Source organism: Phytohabitans flavus (assembly GCF_011764545.1).
GTDB classification, from domain to species: Bacteria; Actinomycetota; Actinomycetes; order Mycobacteriales; family Micromonosporaceae; genus Phytohabitans; species Phytohabitans flavus.
Genome location: NZ_AP022870.1, coordinates 2,914,780 through 2,930,223, shown reverse-complemented (window position 1 = coordinate 2,930,223; position 15,444 = coordinate 2,914,780). Strand labels below are relative to the sequence as shown.

The window sequence follows — 15,444 nt, the reverse complement described above, 5'->3', positions numbered from 1 at the left end:
CGGGCCGAGGACGGGTGGGGTGTGAAGCGCGGAGGGTGAGGCTGCGGGAGCAGCGGTCCGGACCACCGCGGACGTCGCGGTAGCTCTAATCCCCATCCTGAATGCCATTGTGGACAGACTCTGGTCGGGCAGGATGTGGGGTGGACTGGAGCCGCCTCCTAAGCCACGGAGGTCGACGCCCGGGCGGCCCACTCCTCGTCCGCGGTCTTCTTCTTGGCCGCACCGTCGCGACCGTCGTACCGGAGGAAGGCCGGCATGGCGGCGGCCAGCGCCAGCGTCCCGGCCACGCAGAGGATGCCACCGGAGATGACCGAGCCGCCGATGCCCATGTACCGCGCGGCGACGCCGGAGCGGAGCTGGCCCAGCAGCGGGCCGGTCGCCCACGAGATCATCTCGATGCCGGCCAGGCGGCCGCGCAGGTGGTCGGGGATGGTCTGGTTCCAGATGGTCATCCGGAAGATGCCCGAGACCATGTCGGCGGCGCCGGCGAAGGCCAGGCAGAGCAGGGCCAGCCAGAGCGAGTTGGCCAGCCCGAAGCCGATGATGCCCACGCCCCACAGGCCGGCGGCGATCACGACCATCAGCCCGTGCCGGTGTACCCGCCCGGTCCAGCCGGACGTGACCGTCGCCAGCAGCGAGCCGACCGCGGGTGCCGCGTAGAGCAGGCCGAGCACGGCCGGGCCGCCCAGCCTTCCGGCCATGAACGGGTACAGCGCCTGCGGCATCGCGAAGAACATCGCGTTGATGTCGACGAGGTACGTGCCAAGCAGCTCCGGGCGGCTCCGCGCGTACCGCAGGCCGGTGACCACCGAGCGCAGCGAGGGGCGTTCCGCGTCCGGCGGGGGTGGCACCGCCTTGATCAGCGACAGGCACACCAGCGAGAACGCGAACGTGGCGAGGTCGACCGCGTACACCCAGGCCATGTCGATCGAGGCGATCAGCACCCCGGCGAGCGCGGGGCCGGCGAGCTGGGCGATCTGCATCCGCAGCCCGTTGAGCGCGCTGGCCGCCGGGATCTCGTCGGGCTTGACGACGCGCGGCGTGAGCCCCTCCAACGCCGGCCGCTGGATGCCGTCGATGGCCGCGGTGAGCCCGGCGACGAGGTAGAGCAGCCACAGGTGCGGCCGGTCCAGCAGCGCGTTGACCAGCAGCACGCCGCAGAGCGCGGTGAACGCGACCTCCGCGCCCAAGACCAGCGCGCGGCGGTCGAGGTAGTCGGCCAGCGCGCCGCCGACAAAGGCCATGAACAGCAGCGGTACGAGCTCGCAGACGCCGAGCAGGCCGACGAGGAGGGGGTCGTCGGTGAGCGCGTACACCTGGAAGGGGATCGTGACGTAGGTGATGAACGACCCGAAGCCCGACACCCCGCTGGCAGCGAAGAGCAGCCGGTAGTCCCGCGAGGTACGCAGCGGCGTGACGTCGAGCGCCATCCGGCGCAGCAGGCCCCTCACAAAGCAAGATCGTGCACGACCGGCCGGGGTAGGTCGACTGTGTTTCCGGTCAGCATAGGTAGAAGCGGCGCAGCGCCTGTGCCACCACCTTGGGGTCCGCGACGTGCCCCTGCCCGCCGAACGTCTCCCGCACCGCCGACGGCAGCAGCGCGGCGACCGCGTCCGCCGCGTACCCGAAGAACTCGTTCGCGCCGCCGGTCGCCACCAGCGTGGGCTGGGTGACGGTGGCCAGCCGCTCGGCCGGGGGTGGCCCGTAGAGGACGGCGTCGTACGCGAGCGTCGGTGCCAGGGCTTCCAGCGCGGACCAGTACGGCGAGGTGCGGGCGCCCTCGATGTCGTCGTCCGACGAGCCGGCCAGCCGCATGAACAGCGCCAGCGCCTCGTCCCGCCGCCCCGCCCCGAGCGCCTCGGCGAGCCGCTCGCGGTACTCGTCGTAGCGTGGCGCCGCGCCCGGCGACGGGTCGTAAGGCACCTCGTAGAGCGCCAGCCTCGCGACCGGCAGCCCGGCGGCGGCCGCCTCCAGCGCGAACATCCCGCCGGACGAGACGCCGTACAGGTGGGCGGGCTCGGCGGCCTCGGCGATCAGCGCCGCGAGATCCTCGATCTCCCGCTCGACCGCGTACGGCGGCGTGTCGCCACTGCCGCCCCGCCCGCGCCGCGCGTAGTTGACGACCGTGAAGTCGGTCGCCAGCGCGGGCACGAGCGCCGCGTTTTCCGCACCGTCGTCGAGCGCACCGCCCACCAGGATGACCGCCGGACCGCTGCCCTCCCGGGTGTACTCGATCGGCGTGCCGTCCTTCGATGCCACTCTCATCGTGTCGCCCCTCGTCAGTCTGCTGCCCCAGGGGCGCTAGATCTCCGCTAGACGAGATCTAGCGAAGCGTCGACGAGCGCGACCAGCGTGCTGCCGGCCGCGCTCGTCGGCGGTACCGTCAGCGCTCGTTCAGGATCTTGCTGAGCGCGATCGCGAAGCCGGCCGGGTCGCCGCCCATGCCGAACTCCGCCGGCAGGTAGGCGCCGTGGCCGCCAGGCACGGTGACCGCCTCGGTGCCGAGCCGCTCGGCGACGGCCAGACCGCCGCGGTACGCCAGCTCGCCCTCCGAGTCCGCGCCCACGGCGACCACGATCCGGGTCGACGCGCTGGCGAGCACGCCGAAGTCCGGCTCGTATTGGGTGCAGGTGATGATGTTCTGCGCGAGCAGCGCGTCGTCGCGCTTGCCGTCGTCCTCCGTGGGCATGCCGAAGGCGGCCGCGCCCGGCCCGGGCTGCTCGGCGAACTCGGCCGGCACCGGTCCCTTGATCCCGACCAGCGCGATGAACTTGGCCATCCCGTTGCCGAAGCCCTCGCGCTGGTACGTGTCGCGGATGCTCCGGACGGCGGCGAGCGCCGTCTCACGGTCCGGCAACAGCGCGGCGGACGGCGGCTCGTGCGCCACCAGCGTGCGCACCTGCTCGGGGTGGCGGGCGACCAGCGCCAGCCCGTTGACAGCGCCGCCGCTGCTGCCGAAGACGTCGACCGGCCCGCCGCCGAGCGCGGAGATCACCCGGTGCAGGTCGTCGGCGTGCTGCTCGGGCGTGGCCTCGCCGGACTCGGAGCGCTCGCTCCGCCCGGTGCCGCGCGGGTCGTAGGTGACCACGGTACGGTCCGGGAACTCCACGGCCAGGGCGGCGAACCCGGCCGCGTCCATGGGTGAGCCGATCATCAGAAGCGTCGGCTCGGTGCTCTCCGCCGCCGCCCGTACGTCATAGGTGATGACGGCGCCGGGTGCCTCGACGGTGTGCGTCTCAGGGCTGGTCATGATCTCTCCTTCTGGCTACTTGCCGGGTTAGACGACCCGGCGCGCGCAAACTCATCGGCGCGTGGTGCGGAAAGCTTGGGCGGCCCGCGCAGGTGGGTCAGGAAGCGGGCCACGGTGGGCGGCACGGTGCGGCCGGCGGCGGTGGCGGCGAAGACCCGGCGGACCGACTCGTCGTCGGCGTGCAGGCGGAGCAGCGCGACGTCGGCGGGCGTGCCGCGCACGGCCAGCGCCGGCACGAGCGCGACGCCCAGGCCCGCGGCGACAAGGCCGAGCTTGCCGGTCCACTCGGCGGCGACGAGGTCGATCCGCGGCTGGAAGCCGCTGGGCAGGCTGGCCCGCAGCAGTGTCTCCTCGGCGGTCGCGGAGCCGACGACGAACGGGTCGCCGGTCAGGTCGGCGAGGCGGACCGTGCGCCGGCGGGCCAGCCGGTGCCCGCGGGCGACCGCGACGAGTAGCCGCTCGTCGAGGAGGTGGTGCAGCTCGAACCGGGCCTGGTCGATCGGGCCGGTGGGGGAGAAGCTCACGACCGCGACGTCGGCGTCGCCGGCGGCCAGCCGATCCAGGAGTACGGGCGTGGTGCCCTCCACAAGGGACAGTGCGACATCCGGGTACGCCTCGCGGAAGGTGGCGAGCGCCCTCGGGACCAGCGCCGCCACGGCGGTGGGGAACGCGCCGACCCGCAGCCGGCCGCCGCCGAGCCCGCGCAGGGCGTCGAGGTCGCGGCGGGCCGCGGTGAGCCGGTCGAGCACCGCCTCGGCGTGCGGGAGCAGCGCCCGGCCTTCCTCGGTGAGCGCCACGCCGCGCGGCAGCCGGTCGAAGACCCGCGCGCCGAGCTCCGCCTCCAGCGCGGCGATCTGGCGGGAGACGGCCGACTGGGTGAAGCTGAGCTGCCGGGCGGCGGTGGTGATCGATCCGTACCGCGCGACGGCCCGGAACACCTCCAGCAGCCGCGTATCCACGAAGTCATGCTAGTCACGCATCGCTGCGATTCCGGACATTCGTTGGTCGCATGGGAGGAGCGGCCCTAGCGTGGGCGCCGCGCCGGCTGGTGGCCACGGGGGCACCAGCCGGTGGCACGGACATTGCGGTACCTATCGGACTGGAGCGACATGGACCTCAACTTGGACAATCCACCCAGCGTGGCCGCGCCGTTCGGCGACCGCTTCGCCCACGTGGCGCGCCTGGACGCAGGCGGAGGCGGCGCGCTGCTGCTACTCGCCGGCCAGGTGGCGGTGGACGACGCGGGCGAGGTGGTCGCGCCGGGTGACGCGGGCGCCCAGGCGGAGCGGATCTTCGAGATCATCGCCGGGATCCTCGCCGCGCACGGCGCGACGCTCGCCGACGTCGCGCACATCCGCACGTTCATGACCGACCTGGACGACCTGCCCGCGTACGGGGCGGTCCGCCGCGCCCTCTTCCCCGCGACGCCGGCGACCGTACCGCCGGCCAGCACCACGGTCGAGGTCAGCCGCCTCTTCCTGCCCGGGGCGGTGCTGGAGGTCGAGGTCACCGCCGCGGTCCCCGCCTAGCGGCCCCTCCGCTCACTTCATCGTGGCCCGCGTGGCGATGATCACCCGGTTGCCGTCCGGGTCGGCGACCGTGGCCATCCGCTCGCCCCAGGGCTGGTCGGTGGGCTCCGCCAGCACCTTTACCCCGGCGGCGCGGAGCTTGTCCACCGCGGTGTCGCCGTCGGACGCGTAGAGCCACAGCGTGACCCGGTCGTTGAAGAGCTCCCCCGGCTCCTCCTGGCGGCCAATGCCCAGGTGCGAGCCGCCGAGATCGAGCCCGACATAGCCGGGCTCACCCTCGGGCGGAAACTGGTAGGTCACCGTGCCGCCCAGCAGGTCCCGGTAGAAGCGCAGCGCGCGCGGTAGGTCGGCGGTGGTCAGGATCGGAAACAGCTCGTCGAACATAGTTACCTCCTACCCGATGATGACCGGACCGGGGCCGGATTCGACAGTCGGCCGGATCCGCCCCGGAGCCGCCCGCCGGGCCGTACTGTCGAGCGCGTGACCGCGCTGGTCAACTGGCTCGCCGGCACCCCCGACTGGGTGGTGTACCTGGTGATCTTCGCCGTGGTGTGCGCCGAGGCGGGTATCTTCGTGGGCCTGGTCCTGCCCGGCGAGACCGTACTGATCTTCGGCGGCGTGCTCGCCGGCCTGGGGCACGTCGACGTCGCCGCGGTCGCGGCCTGCGGTATCGCCGGCGCGGTGATCGGCGACACCATCGGCTACGGGATCGGCCATCGCCTCGGCCCCCGGCTGCGCTCGACCCGGCTGGGCCGCTGGGTCAGGGCGTCGCGGTGGGACCGGGCCGAGGCGTTCATGCGGCGGTACGGCGGCGCTTCGGTCTTCCTCGGCCGGTGGGTGGGCTTCGCCCGGACGCTCGTACCCGCCGTGGCCGGCGCCGCCCGCATCCCGTACCCGCACTTCCTGTTCTGGAACATCCTCGGCGGTGTGACCTGGGGAATCGCCTCCACGCTCCTCGGCTACCTGGCCGGCGGATCGTGGCGGCGGGTGGAGAGCATCTATGGGCGCGTCGTCCTCGCGCTGCTCGCCGTTTCCGTCGTGGCGGTCGCCGTGGTCATCGTGACCCGGCGGCTCGCCCGCCACCGGCGTTCCGCGAAGGGTTAGGCCCTGGCGCGTCAGTCCAGCGATGGCAGCTTCTGCGGGTGGTCCAGCAGCTCCTGGAAGAGGTCGCCCCGCTCCGCGATCCGGTCCACGATGGATCGGATCGTGAAGCCGTCCGGGCGCAGGCCGGGATCTTCGAGCTCGGTCCAGTCGATCGGGGCCGACACCGGCGCACCCGGGGCCGGGCGCGGGCTGTACGGCGCGACGAGCGTCTTGTTGACCGCGTTCTGCGTGTAGTCCAGCCGCGCCTTGCCCTTGCGCTCTTTCACTTCCCACTTCCAGCTCACCAGCTCCGGCACGACGGCGCCGACGGTGCGCGACAGCTTCTCCACCCAGGCGCGGGTGGCGGCGAAGTCGGGGCCCGGCGCGATCGGCACCCAGATCTGGATGCCGCGCCGGCCGGTGACCTTCGGGCGGGAGCGTACGCCGACGTGTTCCAGGGCGGTCCGGTGCAGGCGGGCGAGCGCGAGCATGTCCTCCCAGCTCGTGTCGTCGCCCGGGTCGAGGTCGACGAGCGCCCAGGTCGGCCGGTCCGGGTGGTCCACTGTGGAGGTCCAGGCGTGCCAGTCCAGCGCGCCGAAGTTGGCCGCCCACACGAGTGCGGCCGGCTCGTCGACGACAAGGTAAGTCTGGGTCTCGCCCGGGTCGGCGTCCGGGTTGTTCCAGCGCGGTAGCCAGTCCGGCGCGTGGTTGGGCAGCTCCTTGTGCCAGAAGCCCTTTTCCTCCGCCCCGTTCGGGTAGCGGTGCATGTTGAACGCCCGCCGTCTCAGGTACGGCAGCGCTGTGGGCGCGATCCGGGCCGCGTACCGGAGCAGCTCGCGCTTGGTGACCGGCTCCTCGCCGGGCCGCCCGGGAAGAGCACCTTGTCGAGGTTGGTCACCTTGAGCTCGCGGCCGAAGACGTGCCACGTACCGCCGGAGGCGCGCAGCTCGTCCAGCTCGCGCAGCTCGTCGTCGCCCGCCGGGTCGGCGGCGGCCTTCAGGGGTACGGCGGCGCGGGCGGGCGGCTGGTCGGACTGCCACATCCGGTCCGGGTCGGCCTTGACCTCCTCGTTGGTACGGCCGCTCAGCACCGAGCGCGGGTGCTCCTCCGGATCCCAGCCACCCTTGGCGAACTCGTCCTTCTTGTGCAGCAGCAGCCACCGCTCGCGGTTGCTGTCGTTGCCGGTACGGACCAGCACGAAGCGGCCGCGCAGCTTCTCCCCGTACATGTCCAGGTGCAGCTCGCCGCCGGCCAGCGCGCGCCCCGGGTCGTCCACCCCCTCGGCGGGCTGCCAGGTGCCGGTGTCCCACACGATGACGTCACCGCCGCCGTACTCACCCGCCGGGATGATGCCCTCGAAGTCGGCGTACTCCATCGGGTGGTCCTCGACGTGGAAGGCGGCCCGCCGTGCCTTCGGGTCGAGCGTCGGCCCCTTCGGCACGGCCCAGCTCGCCAGCACACCGTCGATCTCGAGGCGGAAGTCGTAGTGCAGCCGGCGGGCGCGGTGGCGCTGCACGACGAACAGCGGCGCACCCGGCTCCGGGCCACCACCGTCGCCGGACGGCTCGGGCGTACGCGTGAAGTCGCGCTTGCTCCGGTACTCGTCGAGCGTTTCCTCACGCCCCGACTTGGTCCTGGTCGGCGCCATTGCTTCTTCTTACCCCGCCGCGGCGGGGCCTACCGCCCGTCGCGGACCAGCCCAGCTCGGTGCCGCCCCGCGGGATGCGTGTGTGCGATGTCCTGGGCGGTCCGTTTGCGTGCCTTCTTGTCTGGCGTGTCCAGGACCGGATGCGGCGCCCAGTCCGGTCATGGCAGCATTCTCACCCGGCACGCGCGTATGGTGAGCGGATGGTCCTTCCCCGCCGGATGGCCAGGATCAACCGCGTGGCGAGCAACCATGTGCTCGGCCCGATCGTGCGGCAGCTGCCCGGCTTCGGCATCGTGGTCCATCACGGCCGCCGCAGCGGCCGCGAATACCGGACGCCCGTCAACATCTTCAAGACCCGCGACGGGTACGCGGTCGCGCTCGTCTACGGCGTCGGCGACTGGACCCGCAACGTGCTGGCCGCCGGGGACTGCGTGGTCGAGATCCGCCGCCACCCGGTCCGCCTGACCGACCCGCGCCTCGTCCACGACCCGACCCGCGCCGCCGTGCCACCCCGGTCCGCCCCATGCTCGCGGCGATCGGCGTAACGGACTTCCTCCACCTCCGCCCGGCCCCTGAGACGGCCCGGAGCCGATCGACTGCTTGATGCCGCCCGCCAACGCCCTGGTGCGCCGAGTCGTGCTGGTCTCGGAAGTCGGTCGGGGTGCTTGAGGTCGACAAAGGTCACCCGGATGGCGGTGCCGCTCACTGCGGCCCGGGCGCTGTTGCCTGCCACGGGTCGGTGTTGATGGTCGGACGCGTGGGTGTGTCATGCGCGGTGGTGGTAGAGGTTGCGGCGTGGCTCTCGGTGCGGATCAACATGGCTGGGCGGGATGAACTCCGGCAACCCATCGGCCGCGAGCCGGACGGTCCACTGTCCGCTGTGGATGATGCGGTGGTGGTAGCCGCACAGTAGGACGCTGTTGTCCAGCGAGGTTTGCCCGGACTCGACCCAGGCGCGGATGTGGTGCCCGTGACACCAGCGCGGCGGCCGGTCACAGCCCGGAAACGCACACCCCCGGTCACGCAGCTCCAGCGCCCGCCGCAACGACCCCGTGATCAGCCGCCGGGTCCGACCCAGATCCAGGACCTGGCCGTCGCCGCCCAGCACCGCCGGAATGATCTGCGCATCGCAGGCCAGCTGCCGGACCTGTGCGGGACTGACCCGGCCGCCGGTGTCCAGCGTGCCGGCCCCGACCTGCTCGCGCAGCGCGGCGAAGGGGACGGTAACGACGACGTGCGGCCGTTGGCCGCCGTTGTCCGGCAACTGCTCGGTGCGGGTGGCCAGGTCACACACGGCGACCAACGCGTCAGCTCGCCGCTGCGCGGGTGTGCGCGGCTCGTCGCCGTCATGGCGCGGGGCGCACAACGGGTCCAGGGCGGCGTTGACGGTGGCGGCGCCGACCTCGTCCAACCAACCGGTCACCCGCACCCGCCCATCACCCAACCGGGTCAGCTGAAACGCGCGGCTCTGCCACGCCCGGACCCTCCTGCCGCCGCAACACCGCAGCATCCCGGGCATCAGCGAGCTCCGGCGCCACATGAGCGAGGACCCGCTCCCCGGCCTTGCGCAGAATGGCCGGCTCGAACTGCTGCGCCTGACCGATCAGCACCGCCTCAGCCCGGTCGACCAACCCTGGTTCGACGGGCAGGTCCCGGATCGCCGCGGCCACGACCGCCGCCTGCTCAGCATTCACCACACCGGCGACCAACGCGGCGTCCAGAGCGGGACGCTCATCCACCGCCCGGGCCAACTCGACCATCCGCTTCGCCGCATGCATACTGACCCGCAAATGCTCCCGCAACCACACGCCCATACTCGACGCATGTCCTGCGACCGGCAAACCCCGCCCATCAATTTCTCGGATCAAATGCGACTGCGCGGCGGTGAGCGTTTGTGTGATCTGGTGAATGGTGTCCAGGCAATCAACGAGCGCGTCGTCGGAAAGGGGCCAGACCGAGGCGTCAGCGCATTTGGCCGCAAGGGCGGTGAGCTGGGCTAACGTGTCCTCGTCCACCTAATAATTGTCTCGTGCTGCCGCCAAGACCACCAGTTTAGATTCGTCGATCTAGGGATATTCGAATGCCCTTTTCGGAGACGTGATAGGCCCGCAGCCACGGGCGTGTGGCGAGCAGCGGTCGCGTCATTTGTTGACCGGGAGGGTGAGGCCGCAGGAGCAACGGCCTGGACCGCGATGGCGATCGCGGTAGCTCAAATCTTCACCATGGAATAGAGTCCGCGAAAGAAATCCCGACCCCGAAAACTCTATGGTGCGGCCCGGTGGGTTGCGGTTTCGTGGGCGGCATTGGCGTCGCCGGTTAGCTGTAGCGGTTCCAGGCGTCGCGGAGCGGTGCCCAACTGCCGTCGAGATCCTTCGCCAGCGGCGCCTCGAGGTACGCGGCGATCGGCTCGTCACCGTTGTCCCACCAGATGCCGGCGACGATGGGGGCGTCCGCGCCGGTACCGGAGATGTAGGCGAACTCGATGTACTCACCGCGCGTACGCTGCGATGCGCTGGGCCGGCGGAGCACGTGGGTCGCGCCCGGTGCCAGCCGCTGGGCGTCGTCGTGCTGCTGCCGGCGGGTGAGCCGGGCCGTGTCCCGTTCGGCCGCCGACGCGAAGCGTACGAAGTGGAGGCCAAGCTTGCCGAGCGTGCACGAGACGCGGGACTGCTCGCCCTCTTCGCCTGCGGCGCTCGCACAGCCCGTCGCGTCAGGCAGCCAGGCGGCGGCGAACGCGGCCAGCGCCTTGTCCTCGCCGAACGGATCCACCGTAGACTGTCGCCCCCCGCCCTCGCCGCCGCTGGCGACCGGGTTGCGCACGCCGACCCGGTAGCCGGCAGCCCCGAAGACGAGGAATCCGACGAGCAGCCCGACAAGCAGGCCGAGCAGGATCCGGCTGGCCGGCCGGCTCCGGCGCTTCTCGGCGGCGTCCACCACCACGGCCGTCAGAGGCACCGCCGTCGTCGGCTCCACAGCGGCCACGATCATGGCGGGCGCCATCGTGGCCGGCCCCACGGCCGGCACCGTCGTCGCAGGCACGGCTGGCACCATCGTCGCCGGGGCCACGACGGGTGGCCTCCCGATACGCGGCGGCAGCGGCCCGAGCCGCACCGGCTGTGGTGCGGGCACCGCCCGCAGCCCCGCCGCCGATCCGAGCCGCGCCGGCCCCGGCGGCGGAATGACGACCGTCGGCGGCGGGAGCACTGCACTCGACGTGCTCACCACCGCGGGCAGGGCGGCGGTCTCGTCCGGGTCCGGCTTGCCCTTGCCGGGCGGCGTCGGCGCCGCTGCCGGGACGACCTGGGCCGGCAGGGCGGCGGTTTCGGTTGAGTCGGGCTTGTCGCTCTTGCCGCTCGCGCCTGCCGAGGTCGGCGCCGCTGCCGGGGCGGCCTGGGTGGGCTGGGCGGCGGTTTCGGCCGGGTCTGGCTTGTCGCTCTTGCCGGTCGGCGATGGCGCCGCTGCCGGCGCGGCCTGGGCAGCTGTTCCCGCCGAGTCGGGCTTGCCTGCTGGCGTCGGCGTCATTGCTGGCGCGGCCTGGGTGGGTTGGGCGGTGGTTTCGGCCGGGCCCGGCTTGTCACTCTTGGTGCCCGGTGTCGGCGTCGACGCCTGGGCTGCTGTTCCCGCCGGGTCGGGTTTGTTGCTCTTGCCGGTCGGCGCTGGCGTCGTTGCTGGCGCGGCCTGGGCGGTGGTTTCGGCCGGGTCGGGTTTGTCGCTCTTGGTGGGCGGCGCTGGCGTCGTTGCCGGGGCGGCCTGGGCAGCTGTTCCCGCCGGGTCGGGTTTGTTGCTCTTGCCGGTCGGCGCTGGCGCCGCTGCTGGCGCGGCCTGGACGGTGGCTTCGGCCAGGTCAGGTTTGCTCTTGGTCGGTGGTACTGGCGCGGCCTGGGCGGCTGGTTCGGCTAGGTCGGGCTTGCCGGTCGGCGCCGGCGCTACTGCCGGGACGACCACAGCCCGCGCGACCACGGCGGCCAGGCCCGGTGACTGCGACGTAGGTCGCTGGTAGAGAGACGCCACGGACGGCGACATCGGCGCCGGTGACAGGGGCGCCGTCGGTGGCGGTGCCGGAGCCGGTTGCGGCGCGAGCCTGGCGGACAGGCCCGGTGACGCGGGCGGCGGTGACAGGAACGCCGTCGGCGGCGGCGCCGGCGCGACTACCGGTGGCGTCGATGACGGCGACGACGGCGTGGCCGGCACCATCGGAGGCGGCGGTAGGCCCGGGATCTCGCGCGGCGCCCGCATGGCCTGCCGGCGCCGGGAGGGCGGCGGCACGGTGACCGTCGGCGGTGGCGGAAGCGGCCGCTGCGAGACCACGACCGGCGCGGGTGGCACGGTCCGCGGCGGCACGGACACCACCGGCGGAGGCGGGATGGTGGCCGCCGGACTGATCGGAACCGGCGAACCATTCAGCCGCGCCGGTGCAGGCGGGGAGACGGGGGACGGCGGCGAGGAGACGGAGGCCCAAGGCGGACCGACCGTGGCCGGTGCCGCCGCACCAGCGTTCGCTGTCGCTGGTGGCTGGGCAACCGAGCCTGCGGGCGCTGACACGGGGGCGGCCTGGGCGGCCGGCAAGCCAACAACCGGGGCGACGGTGGCCGGCGCCGCCGCGCCGGGACCTGAGGTCCCGGTTGGCAAGGCGATCGGGCCACCCGGAGCCGGCGGCGGGCCGGCCTGAGCGACTGGCACGCCGGGACCCGGCGCGACTGGGGCCGGGGGCGCGGCGCCTGGGCCCGCGGTCGCCGGTGGCAAGGCAACCCGGCCACCTGGGGCCAAAGGCGGGCCGACCGGTGCGGCCCAAGTTGGCGGCGGGCTGACCGGTGCGGGAGCCGGGACGGGGGAGATGGGCGCTGTGGCCGGCGGCGCCGGGCGCGAGGGTGCCGCCGCCCTGAAGGTGTCGGGTGTGGTCGGCGACGTCCACACCGGACGGGGCGGGGGGCCACGACGGCGGGTTCCCACGGGGAGCGCGGGCGGGCGCGTAGCTCGGCGGCGGCCGCGCGGGCCGAAGGGTCGTCGGCGGACATCGGGGTCGGCTCCGCGGGCCAGCCCATCGGCTCGTCCGGCGGGGGCGCGGGCATCTGGTGCTCAGTCTGCGACATGGCCGTGCGCTACGCCGTCGTGCGGGGGTCGCCGATGACGGACGGGGGTGGGCTGGCGCCGTCGTCCCACTCCACGTTGTCCACGTTGGACCACGACGCGGCGTCGTCCGCGTAGCGGGGGTCGTTGACGACGTACCCGTCGGGGGTGCGGCCGACCGGTGCGGCGCCGATCGCGCCCGCCGGCGGTACCCCGCCCATCGGGGCCATCGGTGCCGTGGCGGCCGAGGAGCCACCGCCTCGGGCCTCGGGCCGTACGTTCTCCGTCGTGCCCCGGCCGCCGCCGCTCACGCCACTCAGCACGCCGCCCAGCGTGTGTGCCGGGGCAGAAGCCGCCGCAGTCGTGGGGGAGAGGTCCAGTACCGGACCGCCGCCCCCGGACCCGATCCCGGCCGCGGCCAGGCCACCGCCACCCCCGGGCAGCGGTGCGGGCCGGGGTGCCGTGTCCAATGTGGTCGCCCCCGCCAGCTCGGTCGCCGGCGGTAGTGTGAGCGCGGGCGGGAGCCCCACGCCGGCCGGCAGGTCCGGTGGCGGGGCGGGGACCGAGCGGGGCCAGGCACCGTGGTCGGTCAGCACGTACTCGGTGGCGAGGTTGGCGACGAGCACGGCAAGGCGTTCCCGCGACTTGGCCCGCTCCTCCTCGACCATCGTGTGCCCGAACGCTGGGCCGACGACGCCGGAGGCAGGACCCACAACAACGTCGGCCTGCTCGGGCTCGGCCTGCCGCTGGGCCTGGCGCAGCGCGGTCGACATGACGGCGAGGCCGGTACGGATCGCGCTGGCCTCGTCGGCGAGCTTGCGCGCGTACGCGGAGATGAGGCCGAGCCGGTACTGGAACTCGCGCCCCGCGACGCTGTTCCACGTCAGCGACAGCGCGCCGAGGTCACGGCCGAGCGTGGTGGCGACCGCCTCGGCGGCCTCCTCGGCGGCCCGCCACGCGCCGATCACCTTCTCCACCTGCCGGGGCGAGCCGGCCTGAAGTTGGGTGAAGAGTTCCTGGTGGCTCAGGTGCCGGTACCGCTCGTAGAACTCGTCAGCCATTGTCTTGTCCGCCATTGAGCGCCTCCTCCACGGGACGCAGGACAGCCTGTAGCTCCGCGACCCGCGCGTTCGCGAGGTCGCCCGCTGTGCGGTACCGCTCGACCACCTGGGCCGTCGCGGTCTGCGCGGCGGAGAGCGCGCCGACCAGCCGGCGCAGGCCGTCGGCGTACTCGTCGTTCAGGGTCCCGTGCCGGAGCGCGGTCTCCTTGGCGTGGTGGAACTCGCCCAGCGCCGGCGGTTCGGACCCGGGCGGGGTGAGCACCGCGAGCAGAGCCGCCCCCGCCTCCTCCATCCGTCGCTCCAGCCGCTGCCGGAAGTCCTCCAGCGACAGGATGCTTACTGACGTCTCGTCCGCTGCCATCACGTACCTTCCCCAGGAGGTGTGGGCCGCGGCGCGACGGTCGCCGGTGGGGCGAGCAGCGTCGCGGCTTTCGGGTCGAGCGCGGTCGCTGTGGGTATCAGCGCGAGGACGATGTCCGGTACCGGCACCGGGGCTACGCCCGCGTACCCCAGGGCGGCGAGCACGGCGTCGCGCTCCTCGGCCGGCAGCGGGTGCTTGAGTCCCTGGTCGGTGACGAGGTATGTGGCGCCCGGGCCGGTGGCGGCCTTGACCAGCGCGGCGTGCCCGCCCGGTACCGCGACCCGGTCGGCGGTCAGCACCCCGTCGGCGCCCGTGCGGGATGGCGCGACCTGTTCCGGCGTGAGGGTCAGCTCACTGTCCACAGTGTCGTAGGTCGCGAGCGGGGTGGCGCACGCCATCGCGAACTCGGCGCCCCGGACCTTCGGCACGTCGGTCGGGTACCCCGGCGGCTCGACGTCGCCCTCGACGAGCGCCGCGCCGGCCTCCTGCGGGGTGATGTCGGTGACCTGGGCCCCGCCGGCCGCGGCCAGCCGGGCGGCGACCTCGCCGACCGGGGCGAGGCCGTCGCGCACCATCACGTACGACTGGCCGGCGGCCCGGAAGAGGTCACCCACGTCGGCCGCCGCGCCCGCGACCTGGGTCCGGGCGGTCGCGCCGGCACCTGGCACCTTGGGCGCGACAAGGTCCGGACCCGCCGGTACCGCGTTGAGGAAGCCGAGGCCCACAGTGGTCGGTCGCACCGCCGCCCAGCCGAGCGCGGCCAGTGTGGCGTTGTCCCGGATCCGCAGCCGCGTGTCCCGCCACAGTAGATAGCGCTCGTCGCCGGCGGTGACCAGCAGCCCATCGTCCTCGCCCAGCGCGGTGCCACCGGCCGGTACCCGGCCCACGAGGACGTGGGTGGCCGGCGTGACCGAGTTCGCCGCGCGGGGCGCGGTGCAGACAGTGACCGGCGCGCCGACAAGGCTGCCCTTGCCCGGCAGTGCGTCGGGCGCGTCCGGGATGCCGACCGGTCGGCCGCGCGGCACGTCCCGCAGCGAGGCGCCGGCCATCGTGCGTACCGCCGGCTGGGCCTCGCCGAGGACGAGCCGGGCCGAGGTCCAGTTCAGCACGGGGTGCAGCAGACCATTGAGGTACAGGTACTTCGCGCCGGTCTCGCGCTCGACGATGATGGCGTTCGCCACCGGCTCGCGGCCGGCGGGGCGGAGCAGCCCGTACACGGCGACGCCGGCGAAGACCAGCCCGGCGATCGCGATGCTGCCCGCGACCGAGATCCCGAACCGCCGCATCGGCAGCTCGTTGGTCTCCGGCTCGCCGGACAGCAGCGCGGAACCGATCCGTCGGGTGAGGAACCGGTACGCCTGCACCTGCTCACGCCGAGACCACATCGCACTCCCGCTCCTCCAGCCGGACGACACACTAGCTACGTCGTGCGGCGTCGATGGGTT

At 73.4% G+C, this 15,444-nt stretch carries 17 protein-coding genes; 4 read left to right on the top strand and 13 right to left on the bottom strand.

All coding sequences use genetic code 11. The features are described 5' to 3' along the window. Window positions 1-158 precede the first annotated feature (158 nt). From Pflav_RS12820 to Pflav_RS12805, 4 genes are all read right to left on the bottom strand, one after another. Window positions 159-1,451, bottom strand: a complete 1,293-nt coding sequence (locus Pflav_RS12820) for an MFS transporter (RefSeq protein ID WP_332107752.1) — start codon at window positions 1,449-1,451, stop codon at window positions 159-161. Between the two features lie 49 nt (window positions 1,452-1,500). Continuing rightward, entirely contained in the window at window positions 1,501-2,265 is a 765-nt protein-coding gene (locus Pflav_RS12815; RefSeq protein ID WP_173036372.1) for an alpha/beta fold hydrolase, read from the bottom strand. 118 nt (window positions 2,266-2,383) lie between these two features. Further along, complete coding sequence (locus Pflav_RS12810; RefSeq protein ID WP_173036371.1) at window positions 2,384-3,250, bottom strand: alpha/beta fold hydrolase; 867 nt, start codon at window positions 3,248-3,250, stop codon at window positions 2,384-2,386. Further along, complete coding sequence (locus Pflav_RS12805; protein ID WP_173036370.1) at window positions 3,247-4,209, bottom strand: LysR family transcriptional regulator; 963 nt, start codon at window positions 4,207-4,209, stop codon at window positions 3,247-3,249. The genes Pflav_RS12810 and Pflav_RS12805 overlap by 4 nt, the downstream gene beginning before the upstream one ends. Window positions 4,210-4,359: 150 nt before the next feature. On the opposite strand from Pflav_RS12805, the gene Pflav_RS12800 reads away from it, so the two are divergent. Further along, window positions 4,360-4,779: a RidA family protein gene (locus Pflav_RS12800; RefSeq protein ID WP_173036369.1), complete on the top strand. Its 420-nt coding sequence runs from the start codon at window positions 4,360-4,362 to the stop codon at window positions 4,777-4,779. 12 nt (window positions 4,780-4,791) lie between these two features. On the opposite strand, the gene Pflav_RS12795 is transcribed toward Pflav_RS12800, so the two are convergent. Further along, on the bottom strand, window positions 4,792-5,163 hold the full coding sequence (locus Pflav_RS12795) for a VOC family protein (protein WP_173036368.1): 372 nt from the start codon (window positions 5,161-5,163) through the stop codon (window positions 4,792-4,794). Window positions 5,164-5,259: 96 nt separating this feature from the next. Between Pflav_RS12795 and Pflav_RS12790 the strand changes: the two genes are divergently transcribed. Continuing rightward, the gene (locus Pflav_RS12790; protein WP_173036367.1) at window positions 5,260-5,883 is read left to right on the top strand and encodes a DedA family protein; all 624 of its coding nucleotides are present in this window, start codon (window positions 5,260-5,262) and stop codon (window positions 5,881-5,883) included. Between the two features lie 11 nt (window positions 5,884-5,894). Here Pflav_RS12790 and ligD read toward each other — a convergent pair whose 3' ends face one another. Then, window positions 5,895-6,650 (bottom strand): non-homologous end-joining DNA ligase LigD, encoded by a 756-nt coding sequence (gene ligD, locus Pflav_RS45355; protein WP_332107868.1) that lies wholly within the window; start codon window positions 6,648-6,650, stop codon window positions 5,895-5,897. Then, the gene (locus Pflav_RS45350) at window positions 6,647-7,510 is read right to left on the bottom strand and encodes a DNA polymerase ligase N-terminal domain-containing protein (RefSeq protein WP_232071321.1); all 864 of its coding nucleotides are present in this window, start codon (window positions 7,508-7,510) and stop codon (window positions 6,647-6,649) included. The genes ligD and Pflav_RS45350 overlap by 4 nt, the downstream gene beginning before the upstream one ends. Window positions 7,511-7,710: 200 nt before the next feature. Here Pflav_RS45350 and Pflav_RS12780 point away from each other — a divergent pair, with 200 nt between their 5' ends. Then, complete coding sequence (locus tag Pflav_RS12780) at window positions 7,711-8,055, top strand: nitroreductase family deazaflavin-dependent oxidoreductase (protein ID WP_197938401.1); 345 nt, start codon at window positions 7,711-7,713, stop codon at window positions 8,053-8,055. Between the two features lie 221 nt (window positions 8,056-8,276). Here the strand turns inward: Pflav_RS12780 and Pflav_RS47920 are convergent, their stop codons facing one another. The 3 genes from Pflav_RS47920 to Pflav_RS12770 all read right to left on the bottom strand — a co-directional run bounded on the left by Pflav_RS47920 (window position 8,277) and on the right by Pflav_RS12770 (window position 11,521). Beyond that, window positions 8,277-9,020, bottom strand: coding sequence for an HNH endonuclease signature motif containing protein (locus Pflav_RS47920; RefSeq protein WP_332107867.1), 744 nt, complete (start codon window positions 9,018-9,020; stop codon window positions 8,277-8,279). After that, window positions 8,947-9,525, bottom strand: coding sequence for a DUF222 domain-containing protein (locus Pflav_RS47915; protein ID WP_332107751.1), 579 nt, complete (start codon window positions 9,523-9,525; stop codon window positions 8,947-8,949). Before Pflav_RS47915 ends, Pflav_RS47920 begins: the two co-directional genes overlap by 74 nt. Before the next feature lie 301 nt (window positions 9,526-9,826). Then, window positions 9,827-11,521 carry a hypothetical protein gene (locus Pflav_RS12770; protein WP_173036366.1) on the bottom strand — a complete coding sequence of 565 codons (1,695 nt, stop codon included), beginning with the start codon at window positions 11,519-11,521 and terminating at the stop codon, window positions 9,827-9,829. Between the two features lie 169 nt (window positions 11,522-11,690). On the opposite strand from Pflav_RS12770, the gene Pflav_RS12765 reads away from it, so the two are divergent. Continuing rightward, complete coding sequence (locus Pflav_RS12765) at window positions 11,691-12,179, top strand: hypothetical protein (protein WP_173036365.1); 489 nt, start codon at window positions 11,691-11,693, stop codon at window positions 12,177-12,179. Window positions 12,180-12,609: 430 nt separating this feature from the next. On the opposite strand, the gene Pflav_RS12760 is transcribed toward Pflav_RS12765, so the two are convergent. Genes Pflav_RS12760 through eccB form a run of 3 tightly spaced genes read right to left on the bottom strand, consistent with a single transcriptional unit; the run spans window position 12,610 to window position 15,384 of the window. Continuing rightward, window positions 12,610-13,653: a hypothetical protein gene (locus tag Pflav_RS12760; protein ID WP_173036364.1), complete on the bottom strand. Its 1,044-nt coding sequence runs from the start codon at window positions 13,651-13,653 to the stop codon at window positions 12,610-12,612. After that, window positions 13,631-13,999 (bottom strand): hypothetical protein, encoded by a 369-nt coding sequence (locus Pflav_RS12755; RefSeq protein WP_173036363.1) that lies wholly within the window; start codon window positions 13,997-13,999, stop codon window positions 13,631-13,633. Before Pflav_RS12755 ends, Pflav_RS12760 begins: the two co-directional genes overlap by 23 nt. Then, window positions 13,999-15,384 (bottom strand): type VII secretion protein EccB, encoded by a 1,386-nt coding sequence (gene eccB / locus Pflav_RS12750; RefSeq protein ID WP_173036362.1) that lies wholly within the window; start codon window positions 15,382-15,384, stop codon window positions 13,999-14,001. The genes Pflav_RS12755 and eccB overlap by 1 nt, the downstream gene beginning before the upstream one ends. Between the last annotated feature and the right edge of the window lie 60 nt (window positions 15,385-15,444).

Bases quoted from the DNA above. Each gene is read 5' to 3' on its own strand.
- Pflav_RS47920 (WP_332107867.1), bottom strand. From the start codon at position 9,020: ATGCTGCGGTGTTGCGGCGGCAGGAGGGTCCGGGCGTGGCAGAGCCGC.
- Pflav_RS12815 (WP_173036372.1), bottom strand. From the start codon at position 2,265: ATGAGAGTGGCATCGAAGGACGGCACGCCGATCGAGTACACCCGGGAG.
- Pflav_RS12800 (WP_173036369.1), top strand. From the start codon at position 4,360: ATGGACCTCAACTTGGACAATCCACCCAGCGTGGCCGCGCCGTTCGGC.
- Pflav_RS12780 (WP_197938401.1), top strand. From the start codon at position 7,711: ATGGTCCTTCCCCGCCGGATGGCCAGGATCAACCGCGTGGCGAGCAAC.
- Pflav_RS12810 (WP_173036371.1), bottom strand. From the start codon at position 3,250: ATGACCAGCCCTGAGACGCACACCGTCGAGGCACCCGGCGCCGTCATC.
- Pflav_RS12755 (WP_173036363.1), bottom strand. From the start codon at position 13,999: ATGGCAGCGGACGAGACGTCAGTAAGCATCCTGTCGCTGGAGGACTTC.
- Pflav_RS12795 (WP_173036368.1), bottom strand. From the start codon at position 5,163: ATGTTCGACGAGCTGTTTCCGATCCTGACCACCGCCGACCTACCGCGC.
- Pflav_RS12760 (WP_173036364.1), bottom strand. From the start codon at position 13,653: ATGGCGGACAAGACAATGGCTGACGAGTTCTACGAGCGGTACCGGCAC.
- eccB (WP_173036362.1), bottom strand. From the start codon at position 15,384: ATGTGGTCTCGGCGTGAGCAGGTGCAGGCGTACCGGTTCCTCACCCGA.
- Pflav_RS45350 (WP_232071321.1), bottom strand. From the start codon at position 7,510: ATGGCGCCGACCAGGACCAAGTCGGGGCGTGAGGAAACGCTCGACGAG.